Origin of the sequence: Streptomyces sp. NPDC058880 (assembly GCF_042742535.1) — a bacterium.
In the GTDB taxonomy this organism is placed as follows: domain Bacteria; phylum Actinomycetota; class Actinomycetes; order Streptomycetales; family Streptomycetaceae; genus Streptomyces.
Window position 1 is genome coordinate 73,602 of record NZ_JBHYMC010000009.1, and the last position, 18,500, is coordinate 92,101.

General features: G+C 73.5%; 11 protein-coding genes. All 11 read right to left on the reverse strand.

Features of this window, described 5'->3' with window-relative positions:
* Positions 1-3 precede the first annotated feature (3 nt).
* On the reverse strand, positions 4-1,248 hold the full coding sequence (locus ACFW2G_RS07935) for a cytochrome P450 (RefSeq protein ID WP_078555863.1): 1,245 nt from the start codon (positions 1,246-1,248) through the stop codon (positions 4-6).
* Complete coding sequence (locus tag ACFW2G_RS07940) at positions 1,241-7,627, reverse strand: amino acid adenylation domain-containing protein (protein WP_384582411.1); 6,387 nt, start codon at positions 7,625-7,627, stop codon at positions 1,241-1,243. Before ACFW2G_RS07940 ends, ACFW2G_RS07935 begins: the two co-directional genes overlap by 8 nt.
* Positions 7,624-8,049 (reverse strand): nuclear transport factor 2 family protein, encoded by a 426-nt coding sequence (locus tag ACFW2G_RS07945; protein ID WP_037916465.1) that lies wholly within the window; start codon positions 8,047-8,049, stop codon positions 7,624-7,626. The genes ACFW2G_RS07940 and ACFW2G_RS07945 overlap by 4 nt, the downstream gene beginning before the upstream one ends.
* Positions 8,046-10,253 (reverse strand): aminotransferase class III-fold pyridoxal phosphate-dependent enzyme, encoded by a 2,208-nt coding sequence (locus ACFW2G_RS07950; protein ID WP_384582413.1) that lies wholly within the window; start codon positions 10,251-10,253, stop codon positions 8,046-8,048. The genes ACFW2G_RS07945 and ACFW2G_RS07950 overlap by 4 nt, the downstream gene beginning before the upstream one ends.
* 317 nt (positions 10,254-10,570) lie before the next feature.
* Positions 10,571-12,481 (reverse strand): beta-galactosidase, encoded by a 1,911-nt coding sequence (locus tag ACFW2G_RS07955; RefSeq protein WP_384582415.1) that lies wholly within the window; start codon positions 12,479-12,481, stop codon positions 10,571-10,573.
* Positions 12,478-13,515 carry a zinc-binding dehydrogenase gene (locus ACFW2G_RS07960; protein WP_384445214.1) on the reverse strand — a complete coding sequence of 346 codons (1,038 nt, stop codon included), beginning with the start codon at positions 13,513-13,515 and terminating at the stop codon, positions 12,478-12,480. Before ACFW2G_RS07960 ends, ACFW2G_RS07955 begins: the two co-directional genes overlap by 4 nt.
* On the reverse strand, positions 13,512-14,483 hold the full coding sequence (locus ACFW2G_RS07965) for an inositol monophosphatase family protein (RefSeq protein ID WP_384582417.1): 972 nt from the start codon (positions 14,481-14,483) through the stop codon (positions 13,512-13,514). The genes ACFW2G_RS07960 and ACFW2G_RS07965 overlap by 4 nt, the downstream gene beginning before the upstream one ends.
* Complete coding sequence (locus ACFW2G_RS07970; protein WP_037916454.1) at positions 14,480-15,748, reverse strand: aspartate aminotransferase family protein; 1,269 nt, start codon at positions 15,746-15,748, stop codon at positions 14,480-14,482. The genes ACFW2G_RS07965 and ACFW2G_RS07970 overlap by 4 nt, the downstream gene beginning before the upstream one ends.
* A 245-nt stretch (positions 15,749-15,993) precedes the next feature.
* Positions 15,994-16,602 carry a GPP34 family phosphoprotein gene (locus ACFW2G_RS07975; protein ID WP_384582419.1) on the reverse strand — a complete coding sequence of 203 codons (609 nt, stop codon included), beginning with the start codon at positions 16,600-16,602 and terminating at the stop codon, positions 15,994-15,996.
* On the reverse strand, positions 16,599-17,201 hold the full coding sequence (locus ACFW2G_RS07980; protein ID WP_384582421.1) for an HAD family hydrolase: 603 nt from the start codon (positions 17,199-17,201) through the stop codon (positions 16,599-16,601). Before ACFW2G_RS07980 ends, ACFW2G_RS07975 begins: the two co-directional genes overlap by 4 nt.
* Positions 17,202-17,233: 32 nt before the next feature.
* Positions 17,234-18,460, reverse strand: a complete 1,227-nt coding sequence (locus ACFW2G_RS07985; protein ID WP_384582423.1) for an MFS transporter — start codon at positions 18,458-18,460, stop codon at positions 17,234-17,236.
* Between the last annotated feature and the right edge of the window lie 40 nt (positions 18,461-18,500).

Consider the following 18,500-nt stretch of genomic DNA (forward strand, 5'->3'; position numbering starts at 1 on the left):
GGGTCACCAGGTCACGGGCAGGGCGTGCAGCCCGTACACGGCCATGTCGGACTTGAAGCGGATCTCCTCCACGGGTACGGACGTGCGCAGCGTCGGGATCCGGCGGGCCACGGCCGCGTAGGCCTCCTGGAGTTCCACCCGGGCCAGCGACTGGCCCATGCACTGGTGGGGCCCGTACCCGAACGCGAGGTGGCCGTGCGCGCGGGAGGCGGGGTCGAACCGCTCGCCGGCGGGGAAGCGTGCGGGGTCCCGGTTGGCGACGTTGATGGCGGCGACGGCGCCCTCCCCGGCCCGTACGAGCCGGTCGCCGACCTCCACGTCCTCGACAGCGATCCGGCGGATGCCGCGCTGGACCACGGTGAGGTGGCGCAGCATCTCCTCGACGGTGTCGGCGAGCAGCTCGGGGTCGTCGTCGTCCGTGCCGAGGGCGGCGAAGTGGTCGGGGTGGCGCAGCAGTGTCAGCACCCCGAGGGAGATCATGTTGGCGGTGGTGTCGTGGCCGGCGGTGAGCAACAGGAGTGCCATCGCGGCGAGTTGGCGCCCGGTCATGGTCCCGTCGGGCAGGTGACGGGCGGCCATGCGGCCGATGAAGCCGTCGCGCGGTTCCCGTTCGGCGGCGGCGACGAGCTCCTCCAGGTAGTCCTGGAGGGCCTGCCGGGCGGCGGCGGCGCTCTCGGTGGTACCGGCGACGACGTTCATGGTGTGGGTCAGACCGCGGAAGAGTTCGCGGTCTTCGAAGGGCACCCCGAGGAATTCGCAGATGACGGTGAGCGCGACGGGCAGGGCCAGGTCGGCCACCAGGTCGGCCTCTGTGCCGCGGAGCATCCGGTCCAGGCAGTCGTCGATGACGGCGCGGACGGCGGGGCGCCACTGCTCGGCCCGTTTGACGGTGAACTCGCCGAGTGCCAGGCGCCGTAGGGCGTCGTGGCGCGGGTTGTCCATGACGAGCAGGGTCGGCTCGACGGCGGTCTCGGCAAGGGCGACGGCGCTGGACAGTGGGTAGCCGGGGCGGCTCTTGTCGGCGCTGAACCGGGGGTCGGACAGCACGGTACGGGCGTCGTCGAAACCCGTGAACAGCCAGGGGCGGACCCCGTTCCACAGCGTCACGCGGGGCACGGTGCCCGCCTCCCGGATGGCGGTGGCCTCCCGGGGCGGGGTGAACGGGCACTGCCGGTCCATGGGGTAGTGCGGGTCGGTCGTCGGGTCGGCCATCGGGTCGGTCGTCGCGTCGGCCATCGGGTCAGTCATCGCGGGTGCTCCGGTCGAGGTTCTGCCACCAGCGGCCGACGAGGGCGTCGTCCAGGGCGGGCGGGGAGATTCCGTGGGCCCGCAGGGCGGCGAGGGTGGCGTCGTTGCGGTAGTCGGGGAGGCGGGCGTCCGGGTGGTCGCACAGGTCCCGGAAGTACTCGCGGTAGGCGAGGGCGGGCAGCGCGGTGCCGCGGGCCTCGGCGTCGGCCAGGCGGCCGAGCCAGGTATCCAGCGGAACCGCCGGGGTGGTCCGGCCCGTGCGGCGGTCGTGTACGGCGATCAGCTCGGCCAGCGGCGTCCGCCGGGGGTGGTGCAGGTGGTGGACGGTGCCCGGGGCGCCGTCGGCGAGGGCCAGCGCGACCAGGGCCCGGGCCATGGTGTCCACGGGCAGTGCGTCGGTGGCGAGCCTGGGGTCGTCGGGGTGGCAGCCGAGGGTGGTGGAGGTGACGAGGAGCCGGCTGAGGAAGTCGTCCTCGCTGATGGCGCCCGTCGTACTGCCTCCGGCCCGGCCGAGCCGGTAGATCCGGGCGTCGGCGCCGCGTTCGAGGGCCTGTGCGACGAGGTGCTCCGCGGCCCACTTGGCGGCGGCGTAGCCGCGGCCGCGCGGGTGCCGTTCGCCGGCGGTCGGGGTGACCTCGGTGATGGTGCGCGGGCGTGTGCCGGCGTCGGGGCCGTCCCGGAACACTCCGAGGGTGGAGACGTGGTGGAGGCGGGCCCGGCCCTGTGCGCAGATCCGCAGGAGTTCGGCGGTGCCGCCGACATTGGGGGCGGCCAGGTGGTGGAAGCCGGACACGTGGTGAACCTCGGCGCCCAGGTGGAGGAGGGTCTTCGCCCGCAGGACCTGCTCCCGGTGGGTGGCGTCGAGACCCAGGCCGGGCCGGGACAGGTCCCCGGGTACGGGCACGATCCGCGGGTCCGAGGCGTCACCGCGCAGCCCGTGGCGGCGCAGGGCGGCGGCCAGACGCCTGCGGGCGGCGTCCGTGTCGGCGGCGCGGACCAGGCACAGGACCGGGCCCGTGGTGCGGTCCAGTAACTCGGCCAGGACGTGGGAGCCCACGTACCCGGTGGCCCCGGTGAGCAGCACGGCGTCGTGCGGGTCGAAGGAGCCGGGCCGGTCGGGGAAGACGAGGGCGGGGTCGAGCCGCGCGTCGTCCGGCCCGACCGGCAGGGTCGCCGGACCGCTCAGCGGACCGCTCAGCGGGCCGGTCAGCGAGTCCGTACCGGGGGTCTTCGACGGGGCCGCCGCCGGGTCGGGCCCTCGCAGCAGGCGGGCGACCGCGCGTACGGTCGGCTCGGCTAGGAAGTCGGCGACGGCGATCCGGACGCCGAACTCCCGCTCGATGCAGCCCAGGAGCCGGATGACCCGCAGGGAGTGGCCGCCGAGTGCGAAGAAGTCCTCGCCGGGGGAGCCGGCCGGCCCGCCGAGGACGTCCTCCCACAGGGCGAGCAGCCGCCGCTCGGTGCCGTCCGCCGGGCCCTCGGCCGGGAGCGGCCGCTGCCGATGGGCGGCCAGCCGGGTGGCGAGCGCCGACCGGTCGGCCTTGCCGTGGCTGCCCGTCGGGATGGCGGGGACGGGTACGGCCAGCCGGGGCACCATGTGGCCCGGGAGCAGCCGGGCCAGGTGGGCGCGCGCGTCCTGCGGCGCGGCGGTGCCGACGTAGCCGACGGCGAGTTCGGCGTCGGTGCCGGTGCCGGTGCCGAGGAGGACGGCGACGGCCTCCCTGACGCCGGGGTGTTCCGCGAGCGCGGCCTCGATCTCGCCGAGTTCGATGCGGAAGCCGCGCAGCTTGATCTGGTGGTCGAGCCGGCCGAGGTAGTCGACGGCTCCGTCGGGCAGTCGGCGCACGCGGTCCCCGGTGCGGTAGCAGCGTCCGGCGCCGGCGAGTGCGGGATGGGCGGTGAACAGCTCGCCCGTCCGCTCCGGGTCGCCCAGGTAGCCGTCGCCGAGTCCGGCGCCAGAGAGCCACAGTTCGCCGGGAACGCCGGTGGCCGCGAGCCGTCCGTGGCGGTCCACGACGTGGGCCGCGGTGCCGGACAGGGCGGTGCCCACGGGCACCCTGGCCCGGGCCTCCGCGGGGTCGGCCCGGTGCGTGGTGGCCAGGATCGCCGCCTCGGTCGGGCCGTATCCGTTGATGACAACCCGATCCCGGGCGAAGTGCCGCGTGTCGTGGACGTCCGCGGGCTCGCCCGCGACGAGCAGCACGCGCACACCGGCCAGGTCGGGACGGTCCAGGGCGCGCAGCAGGGAGGGCACGGTCACCATCACGGTGACTCCGGCGGTGCGCAGGGTTCGGGTGAGGGCCGGGCTGTCGGCGCGGGTGGCGTCGTCCGCGTACACCAGGGTGGCGCCGGAGACGAGCGGCATGAACTGCTCGAAGGCGGCCACGTCGAAGCCGGGCGAGGTGAGTTGGAGCCAGACGTCGTCCGCGGTGAAGGGGTGCCGGGCGAGGCAGGCGAGGAGGGTGTTGGCGACGGCGCGGTGGGAGACGGCGACGCCGCGGGGGCGCCCGGTGCTGCCTGAGGTGTAGATGACGTAGGCCGGGGCGGCGGGATCGCCGGGGTCCGCGGCGGGCTCGGCCGCCTCGCCGGGGGCGGTGAGGGCCTCGATGTCCAGGACGGGCGGTCCTTCGGATGCCTCCGTGCCGGGCCCGAACAGGGTGTCGGCGGTGTCCTTGGCGCAGACCAGCGCGCCGGCATCGGCGTCGGCGATGCAGTGGCGCAGCCGCTGCGCCGGGTACGCCGGGTCGAGCGGCACGTAGGCGGCTCCGGTCTTGAGCACGCCGAGGAGGGTCGCGGCGAGGAACGGGGAACGCTCCAGGCACACGGCGACGCGGTCGCCGGGGCGGATCCCGCGGGTGGCGAGGCGGGCGGCCACGGAGTCGGCGAGCCGGTCGAGTTCGGCGTAGGTGAGGCTGGTGCCGGCGTCGGCGACCGCGGTCTTGTGCGGGCGGGCCGCGACCTGCCGGGCGACGAGGGCGGGGAGGGTGGTGTGCACCCGCCGGGGGGCCGGTTCCGGGGCGCGGCTGAGCCGCTCGTACTCCCCCGGTTCGTACAGGGTGACGTTCCGCAGGGGCGGGTCACCGTCCGCGAGGCGGTCGAGTACGGCGGCGAGCTGGCCGGCCAGCCGCGCTGCGGTGGCACGGTCGTAGAGGTCGGTGCTGAACTCGACCTCGACGTCGAGGCCGTCGCCCTCCTCCTGGAAGGTGAAGGCCAGCTCGAAGGTGGCGGTGTCGCGATCGTCGGCGTCCCAGGGCTCGGTCCGCGCACCTGGCAGTTCCAGCGGACGCGGCCGGCGCTGGCGGTAGTTGACGACGGCCTGGAAGGGGACGGCCGCCCGTGCGGTGGTGGCCGGCGCGAGTTCCCGGCCCACGGTCTGGAAGGGGACGTCCTGGTGGTGCAGGGCCTGGGTGCAGGCGGTGCGGACATGGGCGAGCAGGGTGTCGGCCGTGGCGTCCGCGTCCGCCTCGACACGGACGGGCAGCAGGTTGACGAAGCAGCCGACGAGGTCCTGTGCCCCGGCCCGGCTGCGTCCGGCTGCGAGGGCGCCCAGGGTGAGGGTGTCGCGTTCGCTGTGGGCGGCCAGGACCGTGTATACGCCGGCCAGGCAGAACATGTACGGGCTGACGCCGTGCCGGCGGGCGGCCTCGGCGTGGCGGGCGCGCTGCCCGGAGCCGATCCGCAGCCGTACCCGGTCGCCGGATCCGCTGAGGACGGCGGGGCGGGGGCGGTCGGTGACCAGGTCGAGCCCGGCGGCTCCCCCGTCTAGCGCACTGCGCCAGAACCGGGTCGCGGCGGTGAGGCGTTCGGGCCGGGGTTCGAGGGCGTCGCGCAGGTACTCGGGGTAGGCCGGGCTCAGGGGCGGCAGGTCCGCGGCCGGGTCCGCGTACAGGGCGGACAGTTCGGAGGTGAAGAGGTCCAGGGACCAGTCGTCGGCGATGGCGTGGTGGACGGCGAAGTGGATCAGGGTGCACCGGGCGTCGAGGGTGAGCACCAGAGTGCGCAGCAGCCGGGTGCCTTCGGCGTCCGGCCCGGCCGCGCGGTGCTCGGCGGCCAGGGTGCGGGCCCGGTCCCGGCGCTCTCCGGCCGGAAGGCCGGTGAGGTCCGTATGGCGCAGCGCGGCGCCCGGGTCGGCAGTCAGGCTCTGCCACCAGCCGTCTGCGTCGCGCCGTACGACGGTCCGCAGGGCGGCCTGGCGCCGGCCCAGCAGGGTCAGGGCGTTCCGCAGCCGGGGCAGGTCGAGCGGGCCGTCGACGGCGTAGCTGCGTCCGATGACGTACCGGTCGGTGGATCCGGTGGCCTCCTGCTCGAACCAGATCCCCTCCTGGGCGGGCGACAGCGGCAGCCGGCCGGAGTCCGCGTCGGGGGCGGGCTCCGGCGATACGGCGGCGGTGGCGGTGGCGGAGGCCACGCGGGCCGCCAGGGCCCGGACGGTCGAGGTGGTGAACAGGTCGGCGATCGTCAGGGCCACGCCCTGGTCGCGTTCCAGCCGGGCCAGGATCGCCATCGCGGACAGGGAGTCGCCGCCGGCGGCGAAGAAGTCTGTGTCCGGGCCGACGACTCGGCCGAGGACGGCCTCCCAGTGCCCGGAAACGGCGCGCAGGACGTCGGCCTCCGCACCAGCGCCTGCCGGGGCCCGGCCGGCCGGTCCGGGGACCGCCGCGGCCGCGCGGTGGGCGAGGGCGGCGAGCAGACGGCGGTCGGCCTTGCCGTTGGCAGTGGTCGGCAACTCCGGCAACACGGAGACGACGGCCGGAACCGCCGGTTCGGGCAGGATCCGGGCGACGTGGGCGGTCAGCACGGCGGCCTGGACACCGAGGCCGGGCCGGGCATCGGTGTCGGCCTCGACGCCAAGGGCGGCCGGGGCATCCCGGTCGGCCGGGTCGCCGAAGGTGGCCCGGGAATCCAGATCCGGGACGCTCAGGTCGGGCCGGGCGTCCGGATCGGCCGGGGCCTCGGGGACTGCCGGGGAGGCCGGGGCCTCCGGCGCAGGGGCTGCCCCCGGTGTCAGGGTGACGTAGGCGGCCAGTCGGCGGGTGGCCGTGGGGCCGTACGGGACCACGGCGGCCTCGCGGACCGCGGGGTGGGCCAGCAGCGCGCGTTCCACCTCGGCCGGTTCGACGCGGTGGCCGCGAATCTTGACCTGATCGTCGAAGCGCCCCAGGAAGGCCAGTTCGCCGCCGGGGAGGCGGCGGACCCGGTCGCCCGTCAGGTAGGCGGTGCGTTCGGGCCGTCCGGGCTCGGGGACGAACCGCTCGGCGGTCTGCTCCGGCCTGCCGCGGTAGCCCCGGGCGACGCCCGGGCCGCCGATGCAGAGTTCACCCTCCTCGCCCGGCGCGGCGGGGGTGCGGTCGGGGCGCAGCACGTGGGCGGTGGCCCCGGCGAAGGGGCGGCCGATCGGCACGTCCCGCCAGCCGCTGTCCCAGTCGTCCGGGGTGTCGAAGGTCTGCCAGCAGGCGTAGACCGTGGTCTCGGTGGGCCCGTAGCCGTTGACGATCCGGCAGCCGGGCAGCTCGCGCAGCGCGGTCCGCACCGCGTCCGCGTCGGCCCGGTCACCGCCCGAGATGCACAGGCGCAGCCCGCGCAGGTCGGCCGCGATGTGCTCCATCGCCAGCCGGAACAGCGGGGCGGCCAGCCGCAGGACGGTCACCCCGTGGCGGGCGCACTCCCGGCCGATGTCGTGCACGCCGGGCCGGTCGGACCGCGGCAGCACGAGCCGGGCGCCGTTCAGCAGGGCGCCCCAGATCTCGAAGACGGAGGGGTCCACGTGGAGCGGGGCGAGCTGGAGGACGGTGTCGGCGGCCGTCAGTCCGGCCTCGGGGGCGTGCGCCAGCGCGAGGACGGAACGGTGCGCGACCTGGACGCCCTTGGGGGCGCCGGTGCTGCCGGAGGTGTGGATGACGTAGGCCGGAGAGTCCGGCCCCGCAGCGGCCTCCGGGACGGCGGCGTGCGCCGCGCCGAGGGCCGGATCCGATGCGTTCTCGTTGACCGGCAGGATCGTTACTTCGGCGGGCAGGAAGGCACGCAGCCTCGGGACGTCCCGGTCGGCGGCGAAGACGGTGCGCAGGTGGTTGTCGAGGACGAGGGAGCGGATCCGGTCGTCCGGCGCGTCGGGGTCCAGGGGCAGGTAGGCGCCCCCGGCCAGGACCGACCCCAGCAGGGCGGCGATCGTACCGGGCGAGCGGTGGGCGCAGATCCCGACGGGCTCGCCGGGGGCGGTGCGGCCCGCGAGGAGCCGGGCGGCCGCCTCGGCCCTGGCGGCGAGTTCGCCGTAGCCGATCCGGAGGTCGCCGCGGACCAGCGCCGTGCGGTGGGGGTGGGCCCGGGCCACGGCGGTGAAGGCCGCGCCGAGGGTGGTGGCGGTTTCAGTGGTGGTGTTCACGGAGCCGGGGTCACCTCCTGCGGGGCGCGTTCGAGGGCCTCGACGACGCTGGCGGTGTCGAAAAGGTCGAGGTAGCGGGAGATCAGTCCATCGCGGACGGTGAACACGTTCATCCACTGGGCCTCGTAGCGCGCCTCGTTGGCCAGGACCAGGGTGCGGCTCACGCCCAGCACCACGATCCGGTCCCCGGCGTCGAGGTAGTCGTAGGCCTCGCACTCCTGGACCCGGATCAGCTCGCGGACGATGGCGAAGAACTCGCGGAAGCCCTCGACGCCGCGGTAGACGCCGGCCCACGGCAGCGAGGCGGGGCCGTGGTAGACCCATTCGAAGTCGGGGGCGAGCAGCAGCTCGATGTCGGCGAGGCGGCCCTCGTCGAACAACCGGAAGAAGGTGCGGATCACTTCCACGTTCTGTGTGCTCATGCGTTGTTCCTCGAATAGGCGGGGGTGCGGGTGCGCGGCGTACGCCGCTTCGGCCGGCCGGACAGGCGCTGGCCCAGCCGGAACAGGGCGGCGTGGGCGAGGAGCCGGACCGGGCCGGTGCGGGAGAGCCGGCGGGCGCTGCGCATGACCTGGCGGATCTCCCGCTCGGTGGCGGTCAGCGGCAGCAGGAACACGTCGTAGACGACGAAGGCGCGGGCACGGTTGATCCACCAGAGGATGAGGGCGTACGTCATCCACTCGCCTTCGGGGTCGACGAAGCGGCCGAGGACTCCGGGTACGCGTGGTTCGAACCGGCCGAGCATGCCCTCGGCGAAGCGGCGGCCGACCACTCCGCGCGGCCCGTCGTCCATGGCCGCGAGCCCGGCGCGCACCAGGTCCGACAGGGCCCCGACGCGTTCGGGCAGGCCCAGGGCGTCGACCTGGCCGATGGCCTGGAGGGCGAAGTGGGCGCCCAAACCGTGGGCGTGGTGGGTGCGCAGTTCCTCGACCAGCAGCGGGTTGGTCCTGTGCGCGGCCTCATGGACCTCGTCGGATACGAGGGCGGCGCCGGTGGGGAAACAGCCGTAACTCAGTGCCTTGGACAGGCTCATGAGGTCGATGTCGGGGAGCCGGCCGTGGTGGGCGAAGCGAGTGCCGCAACGGTAGTAGGACGTCAGGACCTCGTCGACGCCGACGAGGTAGCCGTGCTGGGCCCGGCCCTCGGTGACGGTGTCGAGGAGGGGGCCGGGGATCGCGGTGTAAGCGTCGGAACTGCCGTGGACCAGTTCGATCCACACGAGTCCGATGTCGCCCCCGGCCGCCTCCTCGCGGAACTCGTCGACGGCGTGCGGGGTGAAGGGGTCGATGTAGCGGATGTCGTCGTAGAGGGGGCCGAAGGGCGCGCGGGTGCGGTCGGCGGCGGTGGCCAGCAGGGAGACGAGGGTCTTGCCGCCGTAGTTGTGCTTGAAGACGACGATGCGCCGCTGCCGGGGGCGGGCGAGGCGGGCCAGGGTGATGGCGCTCTCCACCGCGGACGCGCCGCTGACGGCGGGGAAGGTGTGGGGCAGGCCGGTTTCCCGGGCCAGGACCTCTTCGAGCTCGCGGACGTGGCCCCGGGCCGGGTCGTGGCCCCGTACGACGTCGGTCAGGGCATCGGCGGGGTTGTGGCCGGCCACGCCGAGCCCGGCTCCGCAGAGCCCGTCGACCAGGTCCAGTTCGCGGCCCGAGTCGAGGCGGACGGTGAGCCGGGAGCCCTTGGCGCGGACGACGTTCAGCGCGCCGTGCAGCTTGCGCTGCATGCGCGCCGCCATCGGGTTCACGTGGCGGGCGTACAGGTCGAGGGTGGCCTGCCGGTCTGCGGCGGCCGCCGCGAGGACGCGGTGCACCGGGGCGGCGGCGTCCCAGCGGGGCAGCAGCCGGGCGATGACGGCGCGCATGGCGACGGTGTTGCCGCCGTAGGTGTTGGAATGCAGGAATCCGGTCTGCGGGGTGGTCCACGGCTCGAACGTGTCGTGAGTGCCGGTGAAGGCGCCGAACGGGACCTCGTGCCCGGTGAGGGATTCGCCGAGGACGACGAGGTCGGGGCGGAGCGCGGTGACGGCGGGGTCCGCCGGGCTGTCCGGGGCGATGTCGCTGAGGTCGACGACGATGCGGGCTCCGGTGGCGCGCGCGGTGCGGGCCAGTTCGGCGACGGCGGCCCGGGCGCTGTCGTCGAGGAGTTCGGGGGCGCGTACGACGAGCCCGCACACCGGGGTGCCGGTGCCCTGCAGGGCGGAGCGCAGGCCGTCCACGGTGGTGTGGGTGAGGAGGCCGGGGGCGAGGGCGAGGTCGGGGCCTTCGGCGAGGGGGTCGGCGCGGCGGGCGAGGGTGCCGTCGGGGTCGAGGACGAGGACCCGGCCTCGGTGGACGGCGGCGGTCGCGGCGGCGCGGTGGCGCAGCAGTTTGACGGCGCCGTGCAGGGCCTCGTAGCGGGAGTTGGCGAAGAAACTGCGGTAGCGGGTGCCGGCCGGGCGGTCGCCCAGTTCCCGGACGAACTCGCTGAGGAGGTGGCCGGCCTGCGCGGATTCGGCGGTCACGAACCAGGACGGCATGGCGAAGACGGGCTGTTCCTGCGCGATGAGGTCGGCCAGGATGCCGAGGGTCTGCGGGCCGGCCGGGCGCAGGTGCGACACGGGGCCGGGTGGGGCCTGGGGGTTCGGGTTCATGACGCCATCTCGCTCGTGGGAGGGATCCCGGCGGCGGGTGTCCGCGGGACCCGGTGTTCTTGGCAGAACCGGTTGCGGGGTCGGCCACGGCGCGCGGCCGGCGGTACCGAGGCCGGGCGAAGGCCGATCAGCGGGCCGGCACCGGGCAGGGCCGGGCGGCGGGGGCGCGCTGTCAGGTGCACTTGCCCGCCGCCCCGGACCCCAGGAGACCGCGACACACACGGCGCCGGACTCCACACCGTCGGCAGAACTGCCGCCGGCCAGGACCGGGCGACGGGGAGCGCGCTGTCAGGTACGCTCCCCCGCCGCCCGGGGTATCAAGAGGCCGTGACGCGCTTCGCGTCGGCCTCTTCGCCGGCCCAGATGAGGGCGACGGGGGTCGTGGACGGCTCCGCGGGGGTGGCGAGCCAGCCCGTGAGTGCGCCGTCCTGGGTGACGAGGACCGCGGCGGAGCCGGCGGGCAGCTCCAGCGTCCAACCACTGCCGGTGACCCGGTCGTCCGCGTCGGTGGGGTTGAACGCGCCGATGACGCGGACGCCGCCGGGGCCGGAGCGGCTCAGGACGCGGGCCCGGCCGTGCGCCGTGGTCCAGCGCGGCCCGGCCGGGGCCGGGAGCGTGGCGGCGAACGCGGCGACGAACGCGGCGACCGCGCCCCCGGCGGGCTGGTCGGCCGGGAGCCTCAGTTCGCCGGGGAGGTCGCCCTCGGGGTGCCCGGCCCGCAGCACGGCGACGGGGACGGGGGTGCCGTCGGCGGCGGGCGCGGGCTGCTCGTCAAGCCAGCCGAGACCGATCAGCCGCCCGGAGTCGGCCAGTTGACGATGCACGGCGTCGGCGAGCTCTGCGAGGACCGTGCCGCCGGTGCGCTGCCAGGCCCCGGTCTGGGGCAGGGCCCGGTCTACGAGGACCACCGCGTCGCGGTCCAGGACGCTGCCGGTCAGCAGGTCACCGTGGCGTTCGAGGAACGCGGCCAGCAGCCGCAGGCCCTCGGCGTTGGCCTGGTGGGAGCCGGCCTCGGCGAGCGGCGCACCCGGGGTGTACGGCGGTGCGTGCAGGCCGGGATCGACACCTTCGGCGCGCAGTCCGTCGGGGTCCATGTCGACCAGGGGGCCCCAGTTCTCCGTGGCGCAGGCGGTGTAGACGCTGATGGTGGTGGAGCCCAGCAGGAGGGCCAGCAGGGCGTTGAAGACGGGGGTCGCCGGCCGGGCGAAGGACTCGTCGGTCCAGGTGAACCCCCAGTTCGCCTCGACCACGTCGGTGCCGCCGAGGAGGATCCCGGCCAGGTGGGAGCCGAAGGCGGCGGTCTCCCGCGCCGGATTGCCGATCCATTCGGTGTGGCCGACGAAGTACCCGGAGCCCTGGATGGCGCGCTGCCGGGCTGCCCAGGCGTCGAAGGCGGCGCGCGGTGCGGTGACCCCGGTGAGGGGGACGTTGGCCAGCCGGGCCGGGCCTTCGGGGAAGAGCGCGGAGATCCGGTCCCACAGGCCGACGATGCCGTGCCCCGACCACCGGGACCACAGCTGCCGCGTGGCGCTGGTCCACCGGGTGACGTCCTCGGAGGCGAGGGCGGCCTCGTCGGTCAGGCCGCGGCCGGTGAGCCAGTGGGCGAAGGCGCGGCGGGCGGCCGGCGAGGCGTCCTGGGCGTCCACGGGGAGGTGGGCGTCTCCGCAGGTGCCTTCGTTGCCGAGTTGGAGGGCGACGACGGGGCCGTCGGGGGCGGTGGCCCCGGCGACGACCTCGTCGGCGACGGCCTTCAGCCAGGTCTCCGTCTCGGCCTGGACGGCCGGGTCGAGGAGGCTGGGCAGCGGCTTGCCCTGGGAGGTGAGGACGGTGCCGTCGAGCCCCTGATAGGGGGTGTGTCCGGGGCCGCAGAGCCGGTCGGGCAGCCCCCCGAGCTGGACCTCGGCGTGGATGAAGGGGCCGGGCTTGAGGAGGACGCCCAGTCCGGCGGCCGCGGCGAGCTCCAGCAGTCCGACGACATCGCGCTGAGGGTCGGTCTTCCCGGTGAAGTCGAAGGAGGGACCCCCCTCGCCGAGGGGCCCGCCGGTCTCGTGGAAGCGCCAGGGGAGGTAGCAGGACACGACGTCAACGCCCAGGGCGCGCAGTTCGCGCAGGTTGGCGGCCCAGTTGGCGGGGTCGGCCCGGTAGTAGGGGTACTCGCCGACGACGACGGGCCGGCGGGTGCCGGGGACGAGCGCCTCGGCGAGTGCGGCGCGCGGCGTGGGGCTCATGCGTCCGCCCCTTCGTGCGGAGGTACGAGGACGACCTTCAGGGCGGTGTACTCGGCGCCGGGGACGGCGGCGAGGGCCTTGAACGCCTCTTCGTGGTCGGCGAGGGCGAAGCGGTGGGTGACCACGCGCTCCAGCGGCAGCTGCCGGGCCAGCTCGACGGCCTTGGGGAAGATCATGCTGTTGTAGTCGCCGGCGCCGATGATCTGCAGGCCGCGCTGGAGCAGGGTGAGCGGCCGGACGGTGGCGGAGGCGTTGCTGTTGAAGCCCATGACGACGACGCGGCCGCGAACGGCGGCGTAGCCGATGCTCTGCTCCAGGAGGTTGCCCACGGAGTCGACGACGAGGTCGCCTCGCTCGGTGAGGGCGGGGTCGTCGGGGGTGTGGACGGTGACGCGGCCTCCGAACTCGGGGGCGTCGAAGATCTCCTGGCCGAGCCGGCCGCGTACGGGGTCGGGCTCCACGAGGAGGACGGTGGCACCGTACCGCTGGGCGGCCATGGCGGTGACGACGCCCATGGGGCCGCCACCGACGACGACGGCGGTCTCGCCCGCCGCCAGGCGGCCGGCCTCGATGTTGTTGAGTGCGCAGGCGAGCGGTTCGACGACGACGGCGCGGTCGAAGTCCATGTCCTCGGGGATGGCGTGGAAGAAAAGCTCGGGGAGGCGGATGAACTCGGCGAAGGAGCCGTCGTAGTCCAGGCCGACCTCGGTGCCGGCCTTGCGGCCGCAGAAGTTCCAGTGGCCTTCGAGGCAGGTGGGGCAGTTGCCGCAGTACAGGGTGGGGTTGACGATGACCCGGTCGCCGACGGCGAAGCGGGTGACGCCCGGGCCGGTGGAGTCGACGACGCCGACGGCCTCGTGGCCCATGACGACACCGGTCTCGGCCGGGAACTTGCCTACGAGGACGCTGCGGTCGGTACCGCAGATGCCGCTCTGGGTGACGCGGATGACGATGTCGTCCGCGGCCAGGGGTTCCGGCTTGGGGTGGTCGACGAGGGCGAGCGTGCGGTCTGCGGTCAGCGTCAGCGCCTTCATGATTCCTCCGTCACGGGCGCGGCGGCGGCGCGGCCCAGGTCCCAGCGGATGGTGTCGAGCAGTTGCTTGTGGAGCTCGGGGGTGGCGGCGGCGATGCAGGACTTCTGGTTCATCGGGCCGAGGTCCACCAGCGAGGTGGAGCCGAGGTCGTCGCCGTAGGCGTCCGTGATGACGACGCCGGCCTGCCGGGCGAGGTAGACGACGGCGGCGATGTCGTAGGGGAAGAGGTGCAGGATCGAGCCGCGGCCGACGCGCAGGAACGCCTCTTCGGTGTCCGGGTGGTCACGCAGGACGCGGTTGCCGATGTCGACGTAGGCGTCGAGCTGCCCGGTGATGATGCGGGAGATGGAAAAGGTGCTGCTGTTGAAGACGAAGATGCCGCCGGTGTTGGCCGAACTGTCCACGAGGTGGCCGTACGCCTGGGTCATCAGGTCCATCGGGTGGCCGTTGAACTCGATCGACCAGAACATGTGGGTCGGGTCGGTGTTCCGGCTCAGCCGCGGGACCGGGGTGGTGAATCCGCCGCTGTCGAGGCCGTCGGTGTCGTCGCCGTACAGCCACGCGCCGCTCTTGATCTCGACCAGGCAGGCGGCGTCGACGTCGGCGAGGGCGGGCTTGCCGTCCCCGTAGGGGGCGGCCGCGATGGACACCATGCCCATTTCGAGACCGGCCGAGGTGGGACGGGTGCCGTCGATGGGGTCGACGACCAGGAGGACCTGGGGGTCGGGGGCGAGCTCGACGTAGGAGCCGTCCTCAGTGTAGAGCGCCGCGGGTACGTGGGCGTGTTCGCGCAGGTAGTCGAGTACGGCTTTCTCCGCCACCTCGTCGACGTCGAACTGGGCGTCGCCGCCGGGCGAGTCGCCGTGCACGCTGCGTTCGCGGCCGGTGGCCTCGTAAGCGAGGAGTTCGGCGCGGACGTGCTGCCCGAGGGAGACGAGCAGCCGCTTCATCGGGTTGTCGGCGGTCATCGGGCCAGCTCCGAGAGGAAGAGGTTCTCCAGCTTGTCGCAGATCTCCTCGGCCTGGTCCATGGTGAGGATCAGCGGCGGGCGGATCTTGAGGACGTTGCCGTAGCCGTACCGCGAGGTGCGCAGGATCAGGCCGTGGTCCATGGCCTGGGCGGCCAGGTGGTTGGTGAGCTTCACGGCGGGCCTGCCGTCGGCTTCGGCGATCTCGAAGCCGATCATCAGTCCGACGCCGCGGACGTCCACGATCTGCGGGTAGCGGCGCTTCATGTCGTGGAGGCGTTCCATGATGTAACCACCCGTGCGGGTGACGTTCGCCAGGAATTCGGGCTGCCGCACGATGTCGAGGGTGGCGTTGGCCGCCGCGGCGGCCAGCAGGTTGGCGCCGTAGGTGAACGAGTGGTGGTTCGCGGGGAGGCCGGCGAGCCGCTCGTTGGTGATGATGGCGGCGACCTGCGCGCCCGATCCGCCGAGGCCCTTGGCCGTGGTGATGGCATCGGGTTCGACGTCGAAGTACTGGGCCGCGAACATGTGGCCGGTACGACCGATGCCCGTCTGGATCTCGTCGAATATGAGGGCGATGTTCTGCTCGTCGCAGAAGGCGCGCAGTTTCTGCATGTAGCCGTCCGGCGGGACGATGTTGCCGCCGTTTCCGGATATCGGCTCGATGAGGACGGCGGCGACCCGGCCGGAGCTGGCGTATTCGACGAAGTCGTCGAGCCGGTCCACGCACATCATCCCGCAAGAGCCCTCCTTCTGCCCGTAGAAGCAGCGGAAGCAGTACGGGTCGGGGACCTGGAGGGTGCCGGGAAAGAGGTTGGGGAACGGCTCGCGGCGGAACGCGTTGCCCGACATCGACGTCATCATCATCGTCTGCCCCACGTGACTGCGGAACAGCGTGATGACCTCGGACTTGCCGGTGGCCATCTGGGCCATCTTGATGGCGCCCTCGTTGGCGGCCGAGCCGCCCGAGACCTTGGGGTGCACCTTCGTCAGGTTGTCCGGGGAAACCTCCGCTAACCGCTGGACCAGGCCGTTGACCGGTTCACTCTGGTAGGAGGAGGTGATGTGGACCACCTTGTCGAGCTGGTCCTTCATCGCGGCGACGACGGCCGGGTGGGAGTATCCCAGGCTCAGGTTGAACGTGGCCGACGCGCAGTCGAGGTAGCTCTTCCCGTCCTCGTCGTAGAGGTAGACACCCTCACCCCGCGCCATCTTGTAGTCGCTGACGGGGTAATAGATGTGCTCGGTGACATCCTTGGTTTCCATCGGTCCCTCTCACACGGGTCGTTCGAGAACGTTGAGGTATGGACGGCGGAATGCAACTCGCGTCCAAGTGAAAAGAATTGGGCTACGGCTTGCTGCCGGTGGGGGGCGGCCTGGATATTTCACCCGATGCAGACAGGGGATCTCACGGCGGCGCCTTCTCTTTCATAAGATCACATCCCAACTCGCCCTGACAAGCGACCTTTTGGAGATGTGGATCTCTTTTACGATCCGGATTCTCCAATTCCCTATCCGGGAAATGCGAGAGCGCCGGCGGAGCCGGTCAGAGAATGGGACACCGCCGTCGCCGCACGGGCGGCGGGCAGCCCCGCGGGCCCCAGCGCGGCCACGGCCCGCAGCGTGCGCCGGGACGCCTCGTCCCGGGTCAGGCCGGGCCAGCACAGGTCGTGCAGTCCGGACGCCGCGATCAGGGCGCCCGCGGCCACCGCGTGCGGTGCGGAGCGGTCGGGGTCCTCCACCGACCGCCGCACCCGTCTCAGCGCTTCGGGGGGCCGGATGCCTGCTCGCCCGCCGGGCGACTGCCCGCCGCCCGGGTACCTCCCCGGGCGGGGGGCGGCGAGCGCCGCGGGACCCAGGCGTTCCACCCAGTCGGACGGCGCCCGGTCCCGGGCGGAGGCCTCGATATGCGTCAGGAACGCGTCCAGCACCGGGTCGCCGTTTCGGCCCCGCCCTGTCAGCCGGACCCGGTCGCCGGACAGGTCCAGCCAGCCGGCCAGCGCGCCCTGGAGGAGCATCGCGCCGGCGAGGCCCCTGCCCGTCTCGGTCTCGCGGCGCGGTGGCGGGAAGCTGCCGTGCGCGGCGGCGCACAGGGCGTAGAACTGCGCCGGCGTCGTCACGTCAACGCCGCCTCCAGCGCGTCCAGCACCCCTTCGGGCGAGATGAACACATGGCCGTGGAGGCCCAGTTTGCGTGCGGCGTGCACGTTCTCGGCCCGGTCGTCGACGAACAGGATCTCCTCCGGAGGCAGTCCGAGCTCGCGCACGCACCACTCGTAGGCGGCGGGCTCGGGCTTGGCGCTGCCGATCCGGCAGGACAGTCCGCGGACCGCGAACCGCTCCAGCCACGGCTGGGTGGCCTCGTACCGGACGGCCAGGTCCTCGGGGATGTTGGAGAGGAGGCCGAGCACGAACCCTCTGTCGTCGAGGTCGCCGAGGAGGTCCACGGCTCGCTGGTCGACCTCGCTCCAGCTGACGAGGTCAGCGGCGGTCAGCTCCTCGGTCAGCCGCCGGTCGAGCGGGATGCCCAGGTCCGCGAAGACCGCCTGCCAGTAGCCGGGCCCGGTGACCTCGCCGCGGTCATAGGGGGGCCGCTGCGACCAGTACGCCGCCCAGAAGCGGTCGGGGTCGCCACCAGCCGTGCGTTCCAGAGCGGTCATGGACTCGGGCGACTGGACACGCGCGATGACACCGAACATGTCGAAGAGGACGGCTTTCATCCTTCGGTTCCTCACGTTGCGTTGTACGGGTTTCAGAGTGTGGTGACGTATTCCGCACGTCCGGGGTCCCGTGGGCGGGACACGCCGCCGGGGTCGGGGGCGTTGCGGCGCAGCCACAGGCTCAGCACGCCGCAGACGACGGCGAGCAGGAACAGCAGCAGCGGCACCGTCTTGACGTCCATCGCGTCGATCACGGCACCCAGCACCGGCGGGAAGGCCACGCCGCCGATCATCGAGGCGGCGATCACATAGGCGCCGGCGGCGGCCACGCCGGGCACGGCGCGGTTCAGCCAGGGCAGGCAGGTCGGGAAGATCGGCGCGATCATCAGGCCAACGCCGAGGTAGGCGTACGGGGCGAAGGCCGGGACGGTCGCCAGGAGCAGGAAGCCGGCCATGCCGGCGCAGCAGACAGTGAGGATCGACGGCGCGGACCAGCGCAGGCTGATCGGCGCGGCGACGAACCGGCCGATGGTCATGGCGGCCCAGTAGGCGGAGGTCGCGGTCGCGGCGGTGGCGGCGCCGTATCCGACGGCTTCGAGGTGGGTGGGCTCCCAGCCTCCGACGCCGGTCTCGATGGCGACGTGCAGGACGTAGATCCCGATGAACACCGCGATGATCGGAAGCACCCGCGCGCCGCCCGCTGTGGCGCCTTCCGCCGGGGCCGGGGCGGGCTCCCGGAGGGCCACCCCGCCGAGGGTGACGAGGATCAGCAGGCTGACCACGCCGGTGCCGACGAAGATCTCCGGGTAGCTGTCCGCCCCGAGCCAGCCGATCAGGGCGGGGCCGGCGATGGCGCCGATGCCGAAGTGCCCGTTCAGCAGGTTGAGCATGGCGGTGCTGCGGTGGCCGAACCCGACGGCGAAGAGCTGGTTGAGTCCGTAGTCGATGCCGCCGAAGCCCAGGCCGATGACGAACGTGCCGGCGAGGGCGAGGGTCCAGCTCGGGGAGAAGGCGAAGACGGCCGCGCCTACGGCCATGAGTACGTAGGAGCCGCCGAGCAGCACCCGGTTGTTCAGGCGGCCCCGCAGGAGGTGATAGATCAGCACTCCGAGGAGGGCGCCGACGAAGTGCGCGCTGAGGCTGAGCCCGGCCACGGCCGGACTGATGCCGAATTCGTCCCGCAGTGCGGGGATCGCCGGACCGTAGAGCGCCTGGAGGGCGCCGATCACCACGAATGCCATGCACGATGCGACGATCGCGACGGCGCTGAGGAGGGGCTTCCCCCCTTCCGGCAGATCGGCCTCAGTGGTGGCAGTCATGGCTCTCCTCATCGGTCATGGCCGAATGAACGCGATCAAC

What these genes read in the sequence shown, in the direction of transcription:
- ACFW2G_RS07935 (WP_078555863.1), bottom strand. Translation starts at nt 1,248, where the DNA reads ATGACTGACCCGATGGCCGACGCGACGACCGACCCGATGGCCGACCCG.
- ACFW2G_RS07945 (WP_037916465.1), bottom strand. Translation starts at nt 8,049, where the DNA reads ATGAGCACACAGAACGTGGAAGTGATCCGCACCTTCTTCCGGTTGTTC.
- ACFW2G_RS07950 (WP_384582413.1), bottom strand. Translation starts at nt 10,253, where the DNA reads ATGAACCCGAACCCCCAGGCCCCACCCGGCCCCGTGTCGCACCTGCGC.
- ACFW2G_RS07955 (WP_384582415.1), bottom strand. Translation starts at nt 12,481, where the DNA reads ATGAGCCCCACGCCGCGCGCCGCACTCGCCGAGGCGCTCGTCCCCGGC.
- ACFW2G_RS07960 (WP_384445214.1), bottom strand. Translation starts at nt 13,515, where the DNA reads ATGAAGGCGCTGACGCTGACCGCAGACCGCACGCTCGCCCTCGTCGAC.
- ACFW2G_RS07965 (WP_384582417.1), bottom strand. Translation starts at nt 14,483, where the DNA reads ATGACCGCCGACAACCCGATGAAGCGGCTGCTCGTCTCCCTCGGGCAG.
- ACFW2G_RS07970 (WP_037916454.1), bottom strand. Translation starts at nt 15,748, where the DNA reads ATGGAAACCAAGGATGTCACCGAGCACATCTATTACCCCGTCAGCGAC.
- ACFW2G_RS07980 (WP_384582421.1), bottom strand. Translation starts at nt 17,201, where the DNA reads ATGAAAGCCGTCCTCTTCGACATGTTCGGTGTCATCGCGCGTGTCCAG.
- ACFW2G_RS07985 (WP_384582423.1), bottom strand. Translation starts at nt 18,460, where the DNA reads ATGACTGCCACCACTGAGGCCGATCTGCCGGAAGGGGGGAAGCCCCTC.